This window comes from Amycolatopsis sp. NPDC051045 (assembly GCF_040682955.1).
GTDB lineage: Bacteria > Actinomycetota > Actinomycetes > Mycobacteriales > Pseudonocardiaceae > Amycolatopsis.
On record NZ_JBFBCC010000020.1, the window covers coordinates 41,089 to 58,257 of the forward strand.

Below are 17,169 nucleotides of genomic sequence, written 5' to 3' on the forward strand. Positions count from 1 at the left end.
ATGCTGCGTCTCATCTTCTCCGACCTGCTCGACAACGTCCGGGTGTGGCTGGGGGTGCTGCTCGTGACGGCGGCCACCGCCGTCGTCGGCGCCGTCGTGGCCTGCGACATCGAGACCGGGCTGGTCACTGGCGGGAACGTCGCGCTGGCGCTCTACGGGATCAGCAGCACGATGATCGTCTTCAGCGTGGCGGCCGCCCTCGTCGTGCTCGGCTCGGTCACTGCCTTGGCCGTGACGCTGCACCAGCGCGCCTACGCGTTGTGGCAGCTGGTCGGCCTGCGTCCCGCGCACGTCCGCACGGTCGTCCACGCCCAGCTGGCCACGCTCGCCTTCACCGGCGGCACGGCCGGGTGTTTCCTGGCGGCGCCGGTGCTGCGGCCGTTGTTCCGCTTCAGTTTCGCGACGAGCCCGGACTTTTCGTCGCTCCGGCCGAGCTTCGGCTTCGTCTCGGCGGCCGCGGTGGTGGTGTTCGTCGTCCTGCTGGCCGTGGCCGCCAGTGCGCGCGGGGCCCGCCGGGCCGCCCACACGCCGGTCATCCGGACCCTGCGCGAGGCGGACGCTCCTCCGGTGACCATGAGCCGGAAGCGTTGGGTGGCCGCCGGAGCCATGGTGGCGGTCCTGGTTTGGCTCGTCAGCACGCTGCCCGGCACGGACCCCGGCCGGATGAGCGCACCGCTGATGCTGGTCGGCCCGCTCGTGGCCGGGATCTTCACGGCGCTGGGTCCGCTGTTCATGGCGGCGCTCGTGCGGGGTTGGACCGCCCTGATCCCGGAATCCCGGTCCAGCGCCTGGTACCTGGCGCGCAACGCGAGCGTCAGCCACCTCGGCCGGAGCACCGCGGTGATCAACCCGCTGCTGCTGGCCATCGCGCTGGCCGGAGGCTTGTACGCCGCCGGTGACGCGGCACACGGGGCGACCGGAGACCCTGGTCCGATGCCCGTCGGAGCGGTCGTGCTGCTGCTCGGCGGCCCGGTCCTGCTGTCGCTGCTGGGCGCGACCGCCACCCTGTTCATGGCGAGCCGCAGCCGTGAGCGTGAAGTCGCCCTGGTCGTGGCCGGCGGCGGCAGCCCGGCGACGGTGACCGCCGCCGCGGCGGCCGAGGCGGTGATCTACGTCGGCACCGCCTGCCTGCTCGGGATCGCCGCCGTGGCGACGACGTTGCTGGCCGCCGCCTGGGGCACCGGCCAGGGCCTCGCGGTCAGCGCGGCGACCACCACTGCGGTCGCCGTGCTGACCGCGGGCGGGGCCCTGCTCATCGTGCCCGCGACGGTCATTCCCGCCCTGCTCGCCCTGCGTCAGGACGTGCCCCGGGCGCTCGCCGCCGAATGAAGGATCCCGTCCTGTCCCGGCGCACGCCGGGACAGGACGGGCCGTACCGAAGGACCCCGGCCGCGGAAGCGGCCCCCACCGAGGAGCAGAACCATGCGGATCGATCAGCACAGCCCGGCGGACAAGCCGGACACCGAAGAGATGAAAGTGATCCACAAAGCCCTTCGCCGCGAGCTGGACCTGCTCGGCCCGGTGATCGCCGCCGTTCCCGCGGACGACCGTGCCGCCGCATCGGCCGTCGCGAAGCACGCCGACCTGATGCTCGCCATGCTGCACGAGCACCACGAGAGCGAAGATCGGTACCTGTGGCCGTTGCTGCACGAGCGGCTCACCCTCGACGACAGCCTCATCGACACCATGGAAGAACAGCACGAGGCCCTCGCGAAGATCATCGCGTCGGTCGAACCGGATCTGCCCGAGTGGGCGGCCACGGCGACCGCGCGGCTGCGCGATCACCTGGCCGCCCGCTTCCGGGAGCTGGCCACCGCGCTGAGGGAACACTTGGACCTCGAAGAGCAGCGGGTGCTGCCGCTGATCCGCGAACAGCTGTCGGTGGCGGAGTGGAAGGAGCCGCAGAAGGCGGCCATGCGCAACCTGCCCGGCGACTTCCGGTCCCGGATGCTGCTGGCGGGTGTCGTGCTCGAAGACGCCACGCCGGTGGAGCACCGCTGGTTCCTGCACGAGATGCCCGCCCCGGCCCGCCTGATCTGGCGGGTCGTCGGCGCTCGCCTGTACACGGCTCATGTGCGCGCTGTGCGCCTCACCGGCTGAACTTCCCGGCGTGTTCGAAGGCGAAGTCGTCGACGGTGCGCGGGGCGTGGCCCGTCACTTCTTCGACGGTGGCGGTGGTTCCGGCGCCGTAGCCGTGACGCAGGACGCCGTCGTAGAGGGTGGCCATGTCCTCGGCGTAGCCGGACCAGTTGCCGTCCGCCAGGTAACGGCGCAGGAAGCTCTCCCTCATCCCGTCGACGTGGCGCAGGGGCCGGCCGACGACGTCGGCGATCCGGGCCAGCGCTTGGGCCGTGGTGAGGTCTTCCGGGCCGGTGAGCACGAGATCGCGGTCGCCGCCGGCCGAGGCCCGCAGTTCGGCGACGGCGACGTCGGCGATGTCCCGGGCGTCGATCATGCCCATGGCGCCGTCCCCGAGGGGCAGCTCGAGTCTCCCGGAGGGGTCGATCCACGGGATGTACTGCAGCAGGTTGTCCATGAAGAACGCGGGCCGCAGGATCGTGTGGGGGACACCGACGACGGTCAGCTCCTGCTCGGCCGCGTAGTGCACGCGGGCGAGGGCCAGTGGCGCGTCCGGGGACACCCCGCCGACACTGATCTTGACGACCCGCCGCACCCCGGCCTTGGCCGCCGCGCGGATCACCGACTGCTCCTGGGCCAGCTGCGTGGGCACGTTGGCCGTTACCAGGAACACCGCGTCGACACCCGCCAGCAGCTCGGGAACGCCCGCCTCCTCGGCGAGGTCGGCGGCGACCGCCTCCACCTCCGGCAGCTCCCGTTGCCGGAGGTCGGCGGCGCTTTCGGGCCGGCGCACGACACCGCGCACGGCGACCCCTTCCTCGGACAGCCGGCGCGTCACCAGCCCGCCGACCGTGCCCGACGCGCCGGTCACGAGAACCTTCATCGATTTGCTCCTCACAGTTGCTGCTGGAATGCCCGGGAACCCGGCGGGCGCAGGCTCTCGAGCCTGATGGGCAGGTCGCGGATGCGTCTGCCCGTCGCGTGGAAGACGGCGTTCGCGATGGCGGCCGCGGCGCCGACCACGCCGATCTCGCCGATTCCCTTGCCGCCCAGCGGGTTCAACTCGTTGTCCTGTTCGGACAGCATGATCACATCGATGTCGCGGACGTCGGCGTGGGCCGGGAAGTGGTAGCCGGCGAGGTCGTGGTTGACGAAGTCGCCGAACGCCGGGTCCAGCTCGGCAGCCTCCATCAGGGCGCCGCCGATGCCCATGATCATGCCGCCGATCAGCTGGGAGCGCGCGGTCCTCGGGTTGAGGATGCGGCCGCCGGCGAACACGCCGAGCATCCGCTCGACGCGCACCTGTCCGGTGACGGTGTCGACCTCGACTTCGGCGAACTGGGCTCCGTAGGCGTTGCGGCTGACCTGGCGCATCGCGTTCACTTCTTCGGTGGTGTCGGCGTGCACCGTCAGCCCGGGCGCCGCGCCCTGCTCCCGCAGCATCCGGGCGGCTTTGTCGATCGCCCAGCTCCACGACGCCGTGCCGAGGGAGGCGCCGGCGAACGCGGCGACGCTCAGCGACGCACGGCCGAGCACGAGACGGATCTGCTCGACCGGGACGTCCAGGGCGTCCGCGGCGACCTGGGCGAGCACCGTGCGCGCTCCGGTGCCGATGTCGACCGCGCCGATGGCGAAGGTGAACGTCCCGTCGTTCTCGGCGGTGGCCCGGGCGGTGGAGGGCACGGTGAACACCGGATAGCGGGAAGCGGCCACGCCGGTTCCGCGCAGCCACCGTCCTTCGCGCCGGGCACCGGGGCGGGGATCGCGGTCCGCCCAGCCGAACCGTTCGGCGCCGGTCCGCAGGCAGGCGAGGAGGTTCCGGCTGCTGAACGGCGTGCCGTCGGCGGGGTCTACGGATGGTTCGTTGCGGATCCGCAGCTCGATCGGGTCGAGGCCCAGCTCGCCGGCCAGTTCGTCCATCGCGCACTCGAGCCCGAACATGCCCGGGACCTCGCCGGGACCCCGCATCCAGCCCGGCGAGGGCACGTCCAGCCGGACGGCGGTGGCGGTGGTGCGGGCGTGCTCGGCGGCGTACATCATGCGCGCCGAGCTGGCGGTCTGGTCGACGTAGCCCGACAGCGCGGAGGCCATGTGCTGGGCCTCGTGCACGATGGCGCTCAGCCGGCCCTGACGGTCGGCGCCGAGGGCGATTCGCTGGATGGTCGGTGACCGATAGGTCTCGTGTGCGGTCATCAGCGGCCGGTTCCACGCGACTTTGACCGGCCGGTCCACGAGCCGCGCGGCGAGCGCGGCGACCATCGCCGGTGGCCGTGGCGAAGCCTTGGCACCGAAGCCGCCGCCCACGTAGTCGCAGACGACCTCGACGTCCGCGGGGTCCATGCCGAACAGGAACGCGAAGGTCTGGCTGGTGTTCGACGGCCCCTGTTCGGAGCTGTAGAGGGTCAGCCGGCCGTCCGCCCAGGCCGCGATGGTCGCGTGCGGTTCCATGGGATGCGCGTGCTGGGCGGGAGTGGTGTACACGACGTCGACGCGGACCTCGGCGCGTTCCAGCTCGGCATCCGCGTCGCCGCGGGCCACGTGACCGGGGCCGAGGTCGCCGACCATGTCCGGGACGTAGGCCCGCGGGTCGTCCGGCCGGAACACCGCGTCGTGCGGTCGTTCCTCGTAACGCACGGCCAGCGCCTCGGCTCCTTCGCGGGCCGCTTCGGCGGAGGTCGCGATGACTGCGGCGACGATCTGACCGCGGTAGGAGATCTCGTCGGACTGCAGCAGGAGCAGTTCCGGCACCGACACCTGCTGTACCGGCCCGAGATCGAAGCCGGTGTGCAGCTTGGCGGCGTTGCCGTGGTGCAGGACCGCGACGACGCCGGGCACCGTCGTCGCCGAGGCCTCGTCGATGCCGGCGACCCGGCCCTTGCCGACGGCCGAGGTCACCGGCCACGCGTACAGCACGCCGTCGACGTGGTGTTCGTAGGCGTAGGTGGCCGCCCCGGTGACTTTCGCCCTGGCGTCCTGCCGTTCGAGGGGAGTTCCGATCGACCTCATCGGGTCACCTCCGGGTCGCGGGCGCGGTCGGCGAGATCGGTGAGGACGGCGGCCGTGACGTCCGCGGTGAGGTCCACTTTGAACTCGTTGTGGGGCAGTGGCGTGGCCTGACGCAGTTCTGCGTGCGCCGCGCGGGCGAACACCTCCGCGGTCGGTTCTCGGCCCTGCAGCAGGCCTTCGGCGACGGTGGCCCGCCAGGGGCGCGGCGCCACTCCGCCCCACGCGATGCGCACCTGGTCGATCCGCCCGTCGGCGCGCAGGGTCAGCAGGGCCGCGACGCTGATCACCGCAAAGGCGTAGGACCACCGGTCGCGGACCTTCCGGTAGTGCATCACCGCCCCCTCGGGCGCCGGGGGCAGCACGATCCCGGTGATCAAGTCGCCGTGCCGCAGGACCGTCTCGCGCTGCGGCGTGTCGCCGGGCAAGGTGTAGAAGTCCCGCAACGCCACCGAGCGTGGCCCGTCGGGCCCGTGGATGGTGACCGTGGCATCCAGTACCGCCAGGCCGACGGCCATGTCCGAGGGCTGGGTCGCGACGCAGGCGGACGAGACGCCGAGAATGCCCAGGTCGCGGTGCGTGCCCGAGCGGGCCGGACACCCCGAACCCGGCTCTCGCTTGTTGCACGGCTTGCGCACGTCCTGGAAGTACGCGCAGCGGGTGCGCTGCAGCAGGTTCCCGGCCACCGTCGCGGCGTTGCGCAGCTGTCCGGACGCGCCCGCGAGCACGGCCTCGGACAACACCGGGAAGTTGCGGCGCACGGTGCGATCACCGGCCAGCGCCGCGTTGGTCACGGTCGCGCCGATGACGGTCGTCCCGTCGGGGTGGTGGCCGAGGTCGCCGAGTGGAAGGCCGGAGATGTCGACGAGGGTGCCGGGCCGGGCGACCTCGAGCTTCATCAGGTCCACCAGGTTCGTGCCGCCGGCGAGGAAGACGGTGTCCGGGTTCGCCGCGACGGTCGTGACGGCTTCGGTGACGCCGCCGGCGCGCTGGTACGCGAACGGTTTCATCGCTTCGTCACCGCCGCGACCTCGGTGATGGCGGCGAGGATGCCGCGGTGGGCGCCGCAACGGCACAGGTTGCCGCTCATGCGCTCGCGGATCTCGTCCGCGGTGAGCGCGGCCGCCGACTCGACGCCGGCGGTCACGTCGGGCGTGACGTGGCTGGGCCAGCCCGCGTCGGCTTCGGCGAGCGCGCCCAGCGCGGAGCAGATCTGCCCCGGCGTGCAGTAGCCGCACTGCAGCGCGTCGTTGGCCACGAAAGCTTCCTGCAGCGGGTGCAGACCGTCGCCGCCGGCGAGGTCCTGGACGCCTTCGATGGTGACGACCGTGCCGCCCGAGGCCGAGACGGCCAGCTTCAGGCAGCTGTTGACCCGCTGCCCGTCCAACAGCACCGTGCACGCGCCGCACTGCCCGTGGTCACAGCCCTTCTTGGTCCCGGTGAGACCGAGGTGCTCGCGCAGCAGGTCGAGCAGGGTGACGCGGTTGTCGACCGGCACGGTCTTGTCGGCCCCGTTGACGCGCAGGCTGACTTCGGTGTGGTTTGCGGTGTGCACCTGAACTCCTGTTCTTTGGCGTGGTTCGGCTACCGCAGGCGGCGGAGCGCGGTGGCGGCGACGAGTACCGCGGCCACCGCGGGCAGGGCGAAGACGAGGTAGTCGGTCGCCAGACCGGCGTGGTCGACCACCAAGCCGCCGGCGAACGATCCGGCCGCCAGTGACAGCTGGCTGACGGTCACGAAGAGCGCAAGCGCCCCTTCGGCCGCCTGGTCCCGCATCATGTTGGTCTGCAACGAGAGGGGAACGGCGCCGAAGCCGATTCCCCACGCGCCCAGTGCGACGATCACCAGCGGCGGTGCGTGCCAGATCCCCAGCGCGAGCACAGACAGGGCGAGGATCGCCGCGGCGATTCCCAGGGTGGCGGGCAGGCTGCGGTCCAACGTCGCTCCGGCGGTGAAGTTGCCGGCGAAGCCCGCGATTCCGTAGAGCAGCAGCAACACCGCCACGGTGCCGGCCGAGAAGCCGGCCCGGTCGCCGAGGTAGGACGAGACGAACGTGTAGGCCCCGAAGTGCCCGAAGAACAACAGGGCCGACAGCACCAGCCCGATGCGCGCCCGGGGCCGCCGCAGCAGGCCGAAGACATCGCTCGCGTGCAGCGCCCGGCCCGCGGGCATCCGCGGCAGCACCCGCAGTTGCAGCAGCAGGGCGAGGATGCTCAACGCGCCCACCCCGAACAGCGCGGATCGCCAGCCCCAGTGCTGGGCGACGAGGTTGCCCAGCGGCAGGCTCACGACCGTCCCGGCGGAGATGCCCGCCATGATCAGCGAGGTGGCCCGCGTCACCCGGGCCGCCGGGACGAGCCGCGGGCCCACTCCGGCCCCGATCGTCCAGAACGCCCCGATCGCCGCACCGAGGAGCAGCCGGGCCGCCATCACCAGCGCGAAGCCCGGCGCGAGAGCCGCCAGCAGGTCCGACAGCGCGACGATGCCCGTGAGGCCCCACAGCACGACCCGCCGGTCCAGCGAACCGAAGGCCAGGGTCAGTACCGGAGCCGCGACCGCGGCGAGCAGGCCGGGCAGGACCAGGGTCAGCCCGGCGGTGCCGGCCGAGACCCCGAACTGACGCACGAGGTCGGGCAGGACCGCCACCACGATGAACTCGGAAAGGACCAGCGTGAACGCCGCCGCCGCCACCGAGCTCACCGCCATCCACCCGGCGCGTCCCGCGGCGGCCGCGGGCTCGGGGCCTCGTGGACCGAGGCAGGCCGGCAGCGTGCCGGCGGCCGTTGTTGCTTGAGGCACCGATGAGCCTTCCGATCGCGGGCGTTGGTCTCGCCCAGGTTGGTCCTTTCCGGCGTCGTCGGGCATCGGTCACGTGACTGCGGGTCGGGGTTGTGCCGGCCGCGGCCGCGAGCCGGGCCGGCGCCGGTGCGCGACGACGGGTGGGGAGGGGCGTCACCGCGTGGAGTGACGACGGCTCCACGGACTCACCCGGCCGGGGCTGAACCGGCCGGGTAAGTCACGTGACCGATGTGGCGAGGCCCGGCCTCCGGTGACGATGGGAACCGACACCGAAGCCCCAGGAAAGGGAGACCATGAAGATCGGGATTTTGGGCGCGGGGGCGATCGGCGCCGCGGTGGCCACCCGCCTGCTCGCGGGCGGCCACGAGGTCGTGCTGAGCAACAGCCGCGGCCCGGGCACCCTGACCGACCGGGTCCGGGAACTGGGCCCCGGTGTGTCGGCGGGCACCCGTGAAGAGGCGGCACAGGCCGAGCTCGTCGTCCTCGCCGTACCCGGTGACCGGACGGCCGAGGCGCTCGCCGGGCTGTCCGGCTGGGATGGCCGGGTACTGGTGGACGCGACGAACGACTACACCGCGCCGGCGCCCGGTCCGCGGGAGGAGACCTCCAGCGAGGCGGTCGCCCGCCGGGCACCGGGCGCACGTGTGGTCAAGGCGTTCAACCACTTGTTCGCCGCGACGCTGGCCGCGGACCCGCGGCGGCCGGAGGGCAACCGGGTGCTGTTCGTGTCCGGCGATGACGACGAGGCCAAGAAGACGTTCACCGGCCTGCTGACCGAACTCGGGTTCGCACCGATCGACCTCGGCGGTCTGGCCGACGGCGGCCGGCTGCACCAGGTGCCCGCCGGACCACTGCTCGGTCAGGACCTCGTGCGGCTGGCGCCGGCGCAGCAGACGGAACGCTGAACCGCCACGACCCGGTCCGGCTCCGGTGTTCCGGGCCCGATGGCGGCCGTTTGATCCCCGACCGTTCCGGCCGCGATCACGCGCGCGCCGGAGCCCCGAGTGAAGGAGTTCCATGGAAGGAATCGACCCCACGGCGGCGCCCAGTGGCACCGGTTGTGCCGACTGCGAAGCCATGGACCCCGCGGGTTGGTGGTTCCACCTGCGGCGGTGCGCCGGGTGCGGGCGCGTCGGGTGCTGTGACTCCTCGCCCAACCAGCACGCCAGTGCGCACGCCGCGGCCACCGGGCACCGGTTCGTGCGCAGCTTCGAGCCGGGCGAGGAGTGGTTCTGGGACTACGGCGAGCGGGTCATGTACGAAAGCGGGCCCGCGCTGGCCGCGCCCGAGCACCGTCCGCTGGAGCAGGGCGTGCCGGGGCCGACGGCTCGGGTGCCCGGCGATTGGCCCGAGCACCTGCACCGGTGACTGCGGCCTTCTCTGCAAGGCCGGCACCCGGTGCGACGCACCGGCGGCCGGAGGTGCTCGACGAGCGCCGGCAAGACAGCGCCGGCAAGACAGCGCCGGCAAGACAAGGAGAACGCGTGAAACAGACGACGCTGGGTGACGGCCTCACCGTCTCGGCTCAGGGGCTCGGGGCGATGGGCATGAGCGCCTTCTACGGCACCACCGACGAAACCGAGGCGATCGCGACGCTGCGGCACGCCCTCGACCTCGGGGTCACCCTGATCGACACGGCCGAGGCGTACGGGCCTTTCGAGAACGAGAAGCTGATCGCCCGCGCCCTCGGTGACCGGCGCGACGAAGCGGTGCTGGCGACGAAGTTCGCCACCGAGTTCGACGACGCGGGCCGGCCGCACGGCCTCAACGGCCGCCCCGAGTACGCCCGCCGCGCGGCGGAGCGTTCGCTGCGGCACCTCGGCACGGACGTGATCGACCTGTTCTACCTGCACCGGGTCGACCCGGCCGTGCCGATCGAGGAGACCGTGGGCGGCATGGCCGACCTCGTCCGCGACGGGCTCGTCCGCCACATCGGGCTGTCGGAAGTCTCGGCGGCCACCATCCGCCGGGCGCACGCGGTGCATCCCCTCGCCGCCGTCCAGTCGGAATTCTCGCTGTTCTCCCGGGACCTGCTGGGCAACGGCGTGCTGGACACCCTCCGGCAGCTGGACATCGGCCTGGTCGCGTTCTCCCCGCTCGGCCGCGGCTTCCTCACCGGGGGAATCACCACGGTGGACGACCTCGAGCCCGGCGACGCCCGCCGCACGCTGCCGCGGTTCCAGCCGGCGGCCATCGCGGAGAACCTGCGGGTCGTCGACCAGGTACGGCGGATCGCCGCGGCCAAGGACGCCACCTCCGCCCAGGTGGCGCTCGCGTGGGTGCAGGCGCAGGGCGCGGTCGCGATCCCCGGCACCCGGCACCGCTCGCGGCTCGACGAGAACACCGCGGCCGTCGACCTGGTGCTGACCGGAGACGACCTCACCGCCCTGCGGCGGGTGGTGACCGAGACCGGGGTGGCCGGCGAGCGTGACACCGAGGCCGGTCTGGCCCGGATGCACGCGTGATCAGGTGCCGGAGGGCTCGTCGAGCACGTCCCGCAGCTGCGCGCGTGCCGTGATGCCCAGCTTCGGGAACACCTTGTGCAGATGGGCGCCGACCGTGCGGTGCGACAGGTAGAGCCGGTCGGCGATCTCCTTGTTGGTGAGCCCGTCGGCGGCCAGCGCCGCGATCTGCAGCTCCTGCGGGGTGAGTGAGCTCCGGGCCCCGGTCCGGGGGGAGACGGTCGCGGCTGTGCCGCCGGCGGCGGTGAGCTCGGCGGCCGCCCGGGCCGCCCAGCCCCGCACCCCCGCTTCCTCGAAAGCCGCGCTCGCCGCGGCGAGGTGGTGACGAGCCGCGGTGATCCGCCGCCTCCGCCGCAGCCACTCCCCGTACGCCAGCTGGGTGCGGGCGATCTCCATGCGTGCCTCGCTCCGGTGGCCGTGCTCCAGCGCCAGCTCGTAGTGCTCCGCCGCTTGCGCGCCGTCGAGCAGCAGCAACGCGTGGCTGCGGTGCACCACCATCTGCAGGTGCGGTGAGCCGAAGACACGGGCGTCGGCCTCGACGCGGGCCACGAAGGCCGCGGCGTCGTCGGCTTTCCCGCAGCGGAGGGCTGCTTCGGTCAGGTCGCCCACGCTCATCCGGGCCAGCGGAGGGAACACCCGGATCCGGGTGAACTCGGTCCAGGCTTCCTCGTACCGCTGGCTGTGGAAGGCCACGAGCCCGGCGGCCCACGCGGCCAATGCCGCCTCGTGCCCCCTCGGTGTCTGCTTCGACAGCCGCCGGCTGCGCCGGGCGGCCGCCGCTGCCTCCGTCATCTCACTACGCCACGCGAAGGCGAGAGCGGACGCCGCTTCGGCCGCCGCGGCCACCGCGGGCAAGCCGGCGTGGCCGGCGATCCGCAGCCCCAGCTCGGCCCGTTGCTGCGCCTCCTGCACCCGGCCCAGCAGGATCTCCGTGCTCGCGCGCGTGGCGAGGATCTGCGCCTCGTCCACCGAGGAACCCAGCAGGGGCAGGTAGTCGCAGCTGGCCACCCAGGCCAGCCGTGCGGCCGGCAGGTCGTGCAGCACCAGCGCGGCATAACCGAGCGAGAGCAGGACCCGGATGTCCTGTCCGACGAGCGGCACCAGCGAACGCAGCCTGGGCTTGAGGACTTCGACCCGCGCGGCGGGCTCGACCAGTGCCCGGGCGATCTCCTGAACCGGATCCCAGCGCCCCAGGTCGATGGCGGCGAGTTCCCGGGCGACCGCCGCGGTGTCTTCGGCGCTGTGCGGCCGATCCGAGCACTCCAGCGCCATCGCCCACAACAGCCGCACGCGCGCCTCCGGCTCGCCGGTGCCGTCCGCACCGGCGAGCCGGCGGACCAGCACGAGCAGTTCGCGGATGCTGCGCCCGGGTTCGCCCGCTTGCAGTGAGGTGCCGATCTCGGTGCTGGCCAGCTGAACGATCGTGTCCGGCGCAGTCGCCACCGGCACCGCTTCGCGCAGCATCGGCCAGACAGCGTCCGGCTCGCCGGCCCGGCGCGCCAGCTCGGCCGCCTCCGACAGCCGCCGGACCCGGTCGTCGACGTCCGGGGAGACTTCGGCCGCCTTGTGCAGCGCGGCGGCGGCCTCGGAGCGCGCGCCGTGTCTCGCCGCGGTCTGACCGGCGGCCTCCAGCTCGGCCGCCAGTGCCTCGTCGCGGCCGTAGGAGCCCGCGGCGCGGTGCCAGGCCGCGCGGCCCGGATCCTGGGCCGCCGCGGCCAGCGCGAGGTGGGCGGCGGTGCGTTCCCGGGACGACGCCGCCCCGTACACCGCCGACCGGACGAGGGGATGGCGGAACCGCAACCGGTCACCCGAAAGTGTGAGCAGCCCGGACTGTTCCAGTGGATCGAGGTCGTCCCTCGTCAGTCCCAGCTCCCGGGCGGCGGCGACGAGCTCGGGCAGCGGCATGTCCTGGCCGCAGGCCGCCATCACGAGCAGCCGCCGGCTCCCTTCGGGCAGGTGCGCCGCCTGGTCCAGGAAGGCCGACTCCAGCCTGCGGCTGGTCGGCAGCGGGCCGGGCAGGAGCCCGGCGACCTCACCGCGCTCGCGCACCGCGACGGGCAGCTCCCGCAACGCGAGGGGGTTGCCGCCGGCTTCGGCGAGAATCCTCTTCCGCTCTCCCTCGCTCAGCGCGACGCCGGCGTGTTCGAGCAGCTCGTCCGCCTCCTCGCGGGTCAGCGGCACCAGCGCCACGACGGCTTCGGCCGGTGCCCAGGGGATCTCGATCTCCGGGTCCGCCGTCCGGACCGTCACCAGCAGCAGGATCGGGGCGTTGGTCAGCCGGCGGGCGAGGAACTTGATCACGGCGGCGCTCGAGGCGTCCAGCCACTGGAGGTCCTCGACGTACAAGAGCACCGGTTGCTCGGACGCGGCGTCCTCGATGATCCCCAGCGCGGCGAGCGCGACGAGGAGGTCTTGCACACCGGCGTCGTCGGCGAGCCCGAACGCCGCCTGCAGGGCCGCGCGTTGCCGGCCGGGCAACGACGAGCCGTCATTCCACACCGGGTACAGCAGCTCGTGCAGGCCGGCGAAGCCCGGCGTGGCCTCACTCTGGTAGCCGGTGCAGCGCAGCTCCCGGAACCCGGCCTCGCGGGCGTACCGGGCGGCGGCCTCGGCCAGCGTCGTCTTGCCGATCCCCGCCTCACCGGCGATGACGACGGCCTGTCCCGTGGTCGTCATCGTGTCGATCAGGTGCGTCAGGACCGACAGTTCCGATGTGCGGCCGATCACGAGAAGGGGTCCTTCCGTTCGGGCTGTCCCGCAGAGCATAAGTGGCCCCGTCAGGTTCGGCCGCGGCCACAACGCCAGTCGCGTGACAGATGCCCCGCCGCGGCGCGCCTGGAACCGTCGGCACCACGCCCACTCCGGGCTTCGCCGCCACGAGAGAAAGAACCCCGATGACCGAGCCCAAGCCCGTCCTCGAACCGGACGCCCAGGCCTTCGCCGACGCGAACTCCACGCCCCCGTTCCTCTACCAGCTGTCCCCCGAAGAGGGACGCAAGATCGTCGACGGCGTGCAGGCCGACCCCGGCCGGGTCCCCGACGCCGACATCTCCGACCTCACGATCACCGGCGGCCCGACCGGCACCGTGCCGATCCGGATCGTCCGCCCGGTCGGCGCGACCGGTGACCTGCCCGTCATCCTCTACGTCCACGGCCTCGGCTGGGTCTTCGGCGGACCGCAGACCCACGACCGGCTGATCCGCGAACTCGCGGCCGGTACCGGTGCGGCCGTCGTGTTCCCGGACTACAGCCTTTCGCCCGAGGCGAAGTACCCGACGGCGATCGAGCAGATCTACGCCGTCGCGGAATGGATCCGCACCCACGGCGCCGAGCAGAGCCTCGACACCGACCGGGTCGCTGTCGCCGGTGACTCGGTCGGCGGCAACATGGCCGCCGTCACCACGATCCTGGCCAAGCAGCGCGACGGCATCTCCTTCGCCGGTCAGCTGCTGTTCTACCCGGTGACCGACGCCACCTTCGACACCGGCTCCTACCGCCAGTTCGAAACCGGCTACTTCCTCGCGCGCGAGGGCATGCAGTGGTTCTGGGACCAGTACACCACCGACCCCGCGCAGCGGGCCGAGATCACCGCGTCGCCGCTGCGGGCGAGCCTCGACGAGCTGGCCGGGCTGCCCGAGGCACTCGTGATCGTCGGCGAGGCCGACGTGCTGCGCGACGAGGGGGAGGCCTACGCGGCCAAGCTGCGGGCGGCCGGCGTGCCGGTCACCGCGGTGCGCTACCAAGGCATCGTGCACGACTTCGTCGGGCTCAACCCGCTGCGCGGCACCCGTGCCGCCCAGGCGGCCATCACCCAGGGCATCGGCTTCCTGTCCGGCGTGCTCGGCACCGCCTGACATCCGCCGGTCACGGACGCGGGCCGTTGCGCCTGGTTTCGCGCCCGTGACCGGCCCCCACCGTCGCCCGCTCGCACCGCGGTCGGCCCGGATGACCGGTCACGTTCGGCCTTCGGGCACTCCGAGGTCGGTCATGACTTCCCTCAGCTGCGCCCGGTTCGTGATGCCGAGCTTCGGGAAGATCTTGTACAGGTGCGCGCCGACGGTCCGGTGCGACAGGTAGATCCGATCGGCGATCTCCTTGTTCGTGAGCCCGTCCGCCGCCAGGCGCGCGATCTGCAGCTCCTGCGGGGTCAGCACCCCGGCACCCGGACGGCCGGTGCGCGAACGGCGGGCCGTGGGCACCCCGGCGGCTCGCAGCTCGGCGGCCGCTCGGTTCGCCCACTCCTCGGCTCCGTGTTCCTCGAAGACGTACAACGCCGCGGAGAGCTGGTCTCGCGCCTCGGGCGCTCGCCGCTCCCTGCGCAGCCACTGGCCGTAGGCCAGCTGGGTCCGGGCCCGTTCCAGCACCGTCCGCCCCTCGCGGCCGCGTTCGAGTGCGGTCTCGAAGTGGGTGCCGACCTGGTTGCCGACAGCGAGCAGAGCACGGCACCGCTGCACCAGCATGTCCAAATCCGGCGAGCTGAACCAGGCGGCGTCGCGCTCGGCGGCCTCGAGCACGCGCCGCGCCGATTCGGCCTTGCCCGTGTGGACGGCCGCTTCGGTGAAGTCCCCGAGCGCCCACAAGGCCGTCGTCCGGTCAGCACTCACCTTCCGGAGCGCCAGCCACGCGTCGCGGTAGCTTCGCTGCTGCAGCGCAAGGTGCCCGGTGGCCCAGGCCGCGCGCGCCGTCGTCGACGTCCACAGCGCGTCCGGCGGCTGCTGGCCGACCCGGGTGAGCGCGGCGACGGCTTCGGTCCGTTGTCCTCGCCAGGCGAGCCCGAGCGCGCCGGCGGCGGCGGCCGCGGCCGCGACCGCGGGCAGCCCGAGATCGGTCGCCATCCGCTCGGCCATCGCCGCGTCCGCCACCCCCTCGTACAGCGAGCCCGCGAGCACGCGCTGGCACGCCAGCCACGCCAGCAGATGGCTTTCGTCACCCAGCGCGCCGCTGCGGTGCAGATGGGCGCGGCCGGCGGCGAACGCCGCGAGCGCGGTGGGCAGATCCTGCACCGTTTCGGCCGCCAAGCCCAAACTCAGCAGGACCCGGGGTTCGGTCAGCACCGGCGGCAGCAACGTCTCCAGCCGCGGTCGTCCCTGGGAGGCGTAGCCGAGTGGGTCCAGCAGGGCCAGCCCGATCAGCTGCAGCGGGTCCCGCAGCTGCGGCTCCGCCTTCGTCAGCTCGGCCATGACTTCGGCGGCATTGTGCTGTCCGCCGGGCCGCAGGGTGAGCTGGACGGCCGTGGCCCACAGCAACTGGAGCCGCTCGGCGCGGTGGTCGTCCCCGCCCGCGCCGGCCAGGTGTCGAGCCAGTGCCACCAGGCTCCGTTCGCTCGGCGAGGGCAGTCCGGACATCAGGTTGTTCACGATTTCGGTACCGGCCAGCTCCACCAGCACCGTCGGCTGGGTGGTCAGCGGCCTGGCCTGCTTGACCGCGCCCAGCGCATCGCTCGTCCGGCCCGCCTGCCGCGCCAGCTCGGCGACCACCGCCAGCCGCCGGGCGCGCGGCGCGGCTTCGGGGGAAAGCGCGGCTGCGCGCTCGATGGCGCTCACGGCCTCCGCGAGCGCACCTCGCTGCGCCGCCACCAGCCCGGCAGCCTCCAATTCGGCGGCGATGTCCTCGTCGCGCGCGCCGGCGGCCGCGGCGCGGTGCCACGCCGCACGCATCGGATCCTGCGCCACCGCCGCGAGGACGCGGTGGGCGTCGGCGCGTCTGCTCGACGACGCCGCCCCGTAGACGGCCGAACGAAGCAGCCCGTGGCGGAACCGCACGCGTCCCTGCCACACCTCCACCAGCCCACCGCGTTCGAGCGGATCGAGGTCCTCGGGACCGGAGCCGACGTGCCGGGCCGCCGCGACGAGATCGCTCAACGTCAGCTCGCCGCCGGCCGCGGCGAGCAGCAACAGCTGCCGGCTCGCGGTGGGCAGGGCGCCGGTCTTGGCGAGGAAAGCCTGTTCCAGGCGGCGGGTCGTGGGCAGCAGCGGCGGCAGTGGCGCCTCCGGCGCCAGCCCGCTTTCGCGCAAGGCGACGGGAATCTCCAGCAGAGCCAGCGGATTGCCCCCCGCCTCCTGCAGAACGCGTGCCCGGCGGGCCGGCGTGAGATCGGGCGCCACTCCGTCGAGCAAGCGCGCCGCGTCCGCCTCGGGCAACGGCCCGAGTTCGAGGCGGGTGCCGGGCAGCGACGGCACCGGCTCCGGGTCGCCGACCGCCGTGCGAACGGTCGCCAGCAGGAGAATCGGTGCGGCGCTGAGGCGTCGCGCGAGGAATCTGATCACCGCTGCGGTCGACGGGTCGAGCCACTGCACATCCTCGACGACCAGCAACAGCCGCTGCCGCGCCGCCACCTCCTCGAGCAGACCGAGCACGGCGAGGTCGATCAGCAGTCCTTCCGGAGGGGGCCCGTCGGCCATCCCGAAGGCCGTGAACAACGCCCGGCGCTGCCGCTCCGGCAGCGCTTCGGCTTGGTCCAGCACGGGGTGGATCAGCTCGTGCAAACCCGCGAACCCCGCGTGGGATTCGCTCTCCAGGCCGGTGCACCGCAGTTGCCGGAACCCCTCCGCGTGAGCGAGTGCCCCGAGTTCCTCGGCGAGCCGGGTCTTGCCGATGCCGGCCTCACCCGTGAGCACCACCGCCGCCCCGCCGGCCGTCACGCTCCGGGCCACCTCTCGAAGCCGGTCCAGTTCAGGGATCCGGCCGATCACCGCGGCTCGGCCCCGGTCGCCTTGTGGGCCCTGCATGGATTCTCCGGGGAAGGCGGTGGATCGAGCTGGGGAATGAGGTGGGCTGAGCGGTGTCCTCACGATGCTAAAGTCCGCTTGGTCGGTGGGGTGAGCGT

12 protein-coding genes and 1 pseudogene are annotated in these 17,169 nt (G+C 73.0%); 6 read left to right on the forward strand and 7 right to left on the reverse strand.

The genetic code is table 11. The features are described from left to right. Both AB0M80_RS34810 and AB0M80_RS34815 read left to right on the forward strand, forming a co-directional pair. Positions 1 to 1,329, forward strand: a complete 1,329-nt coding sequence (locus AB0M80_RS34810; protein WP_364573438.1) for an FtsX-like permease family protein — start codon at positions 1 to 3, stop codon at positions 1,327 to 1,329. Between the two features lie 93 nt (positions 1,330 to 1,422). Continuing rightward, complete coding sequence (locus AB0M80_RS34815; protein WP_364573440.1) at positions 1,423 to 2,100, forward strand: hemerythrin domain-containing protein; 678 nt, start codon at positions 1,423 to 1,425, stop codon at positions 2,098 to 2,100. Here AB0M80_RS34815 and AB0M80_RS34820 read toward each other — a convergent pair. Genes AB0M80_RS34820 through AB0M80_RS34840 form a run of 5 tightly spaced genes read right to left on the reverse strand, consistent with a single transcriptional unit; the run spans position 2,090 to position 7,782 of the window. Continuing rightward, entirely contained in the window at positions 2,090 to 2,962 is an 873-nt protein-coding gene (locus tag AB0M80_RS34820) for an NAD(P)H-binding protein (protein WP_364573442.1), read from the reverse strand. The genes AB0M80_RS34815 and AB0M80_RS34820 overlap by 11 nt on opposite strands. 11 nt (positions 2,963 to 2,973) lie before the next feature. After that, complete coding sequence (locus AB0M80_RS34825; RefSeq protein WP_364573443.1) at positions 2,974 to 5,085, reverse strand: xanthine dehydrogenase family protein molybdopterin-binding subunit; 2,112 nt, start codon at positions 5,083 to 5,085, stop codon at positions 2,974 to 2,976. Next, entirely contained in the window at positions 5,082 to 6,092 is a 1,011-nt protein-coding gene (locus tag AB0M80_RS34830) for a xanthine dehydrogenase family protein subunit M (protein ID WP_364573445.1), read from the reverse strand. Before AB0M80_RS34830 ends, AB0M80_RS34825 begins: the two co-directional genes overlap by 4 nt. Next, the gene (locus AB0M80_RS34835; protein WP_364573447.1) at positions 6,089 to 6,637 is read right to left on the reverse strand and encodes a 2Fe-2S iron-sulfur cluster-binding protein; all 549 of its coding nucleotides are present in this window, start codon (positions 6,635 to 6,637) and stop codon (positions 6,089 to 6,091) included. The genes AB0M80_RS34830 and AB0M80_RS34835 overlap by 4 nt, the downstream gene beginning before the upstream one ends. Before the next feature lie 29 nt (positions 6,638 to 6,666). After that, the gene (locus tag AB0M80_RS34840) at positions 6,667 to 7,782 is read right to left on the reverse strand and encodes an MFS transporter (protein ID WP_364573449.1); all 1,116 of its coding nucleotides are present in this window, start codon (positions 7,780 to 7,782) and stop codon (positions 6,667 to 6,669) included. 368 nt (positions 7,783 to 8,150) lie between these two features. On the opposite strand from AB0M80_RS34840, the pseudogene AB0M80_RS34845 reads away from it, so the two are divergent. From AB0M80_RS34845 to AB0M80_RS34855, 3 genes and pseudogenes are all read left to right on the forward strand, one after another. Continuing rightward, a pseudogene (locus tag AB0M80_RS34845) lies at positions 8,151 to 8,786 on the forward strand (NAD(P)-binding domain-containing protein); the annotation flags it as partial. Between the two features lie 112 nt (positions 8,787 to 8,898). Then, positions 8,899 to 9,249 (forward strand): UBP-type zinc finger domain-containing protein, encoded by a 351-nt coding sequence (locus tag AB0M80_RS34850; RefSeq protein ID WP_364573451.1) that lies wholly within the window; start codon positions 8,899 to 8,901, stop codon positions 9,247 to 9,249. A gap of 116 nt (positions 9,250 to 9,365) precedes the next feature. After that, positions 9,366 to 10,346 (forward strand): aldo/keto reductase, encoded by a 981-nt coding sequence (locus AB0M80_RS34855; protein ID WP_364573453.1) that lies wholly within the window; start codon positions 9,366 to 9,368, stop codon positions 10,344 to 10,346. Here AB0M80_RS34855 and AB0M80_RS34860 read toward each other — a convergent pair whose 3' ends face one another. Next, the gene (locus AB0M80_RS34860) at positions 10,347 to 13,070 is read right to left on the reverse strand and encodes an AAA family ATPase (RefSeq protein ID WP_364573455.1); all 2,724 of its coding nucleotides are present in this window, start codon (positions 13,068 to 13,070) and stop codon (positions 10,347 to 10,349) included. Positions 13,071 to 13,237: 167 nt separating this feature from the next. On the opposite strand from AB0M80_RS34860, the gene AB0M80_RS34865 reads away from it, so the two are divergent. Then, entirely contained in the window at positions 13,238 to 14,197 is a 960-nt protein-coding gene (locus tag AB0M80_RS34865; protein ID WP_364573457.1) for an alpha/beta hydrolase, read from the forward strand. Positions 14,198 to 14,296: 99 nt separating this feature from the next. On the opposite strand, the gene AB0M80_RS34870 is transcribed toward AB0M80_RS34865, so the two are convergent. Then, on the reverse strand, positions 14,297 to 17,071 hold the full coding sequence (locus tag AB0M80_RS34870) for an AAA family ATPase (RefSeq protein ID WP_364573459.1): 2,775 nt from the start codon (positions 17,069 to 17,071) through the stop codon (positions 14,297 to 14,299). Positions 17,072 to 17,169 lie beyond the last annotated feature (98 nt).

What these genes read in the sequence shown, in the direction of transcription:
- AB0M80_RS34815 (WP_364573440.1), top strand. Translation starts at nt 1,423, where the DNA reads ATGCGGATCGATCAGCACAGCCCGGCGGACAAGCCGGACACCGAAGAG.
- AB0M80_RS34810 (WP_364573438.1), top strand. Translation starts at nt 1, where the DNA reads ATGCTGCGTCTCATCTTCTCCGACCTGCTCGACAACGTCCGGGTGTGG.
- AB0M80_RS34850 (WP_364573451.1), top strand. Translation starts at nt 8,899, where the DNA reads ATGGAAGGAATCGACCCCACGGCGGCGCCCAGTGGCACCGGTTGTGCC.
- AB0M80_RS34825 (WP_364573443.1), bottom strand. Translation starts at nt 5,085, where the DNA reads ATGAGGTCGATCGGAACTCCCCTCGAACGGCAGGACGCCAGGGCGAAA.
- AB0M80_RS34865 (WP_364573457.1), top strand. Translation starts at nt 13,238, where the DNA reads ATGACCGAGCCCAAGCCCGTCCTCGAACCGGACGCCCAGGCCTTCGCC.
- AB0M80_RS34820 (WP_364573442.1), bottom strand. Translation starts at nt 2,962, where the DNA reads ATGAAGGTTCTCGTGACCGGCGCGTCGGGCACGGTCGGCGGGCTGGTG.
- AB0M80_RS34830 (WP_364573445.1), bottom strand. Translation starts at nt 6,092, where the DNA reads ATGAAACCGTTCGCGTACCAGCGCGCCGGCGGCGTCACCGAAGCCGTC.
- AB0M80_RS34870 (WP_364573459.1), bottom strand. Translation starts at nt 17,071, where the DNA reads ATGCAGGGCCCACAAGGCGACCGGGGCCGAGCCGCGGTGATCGGCCGG.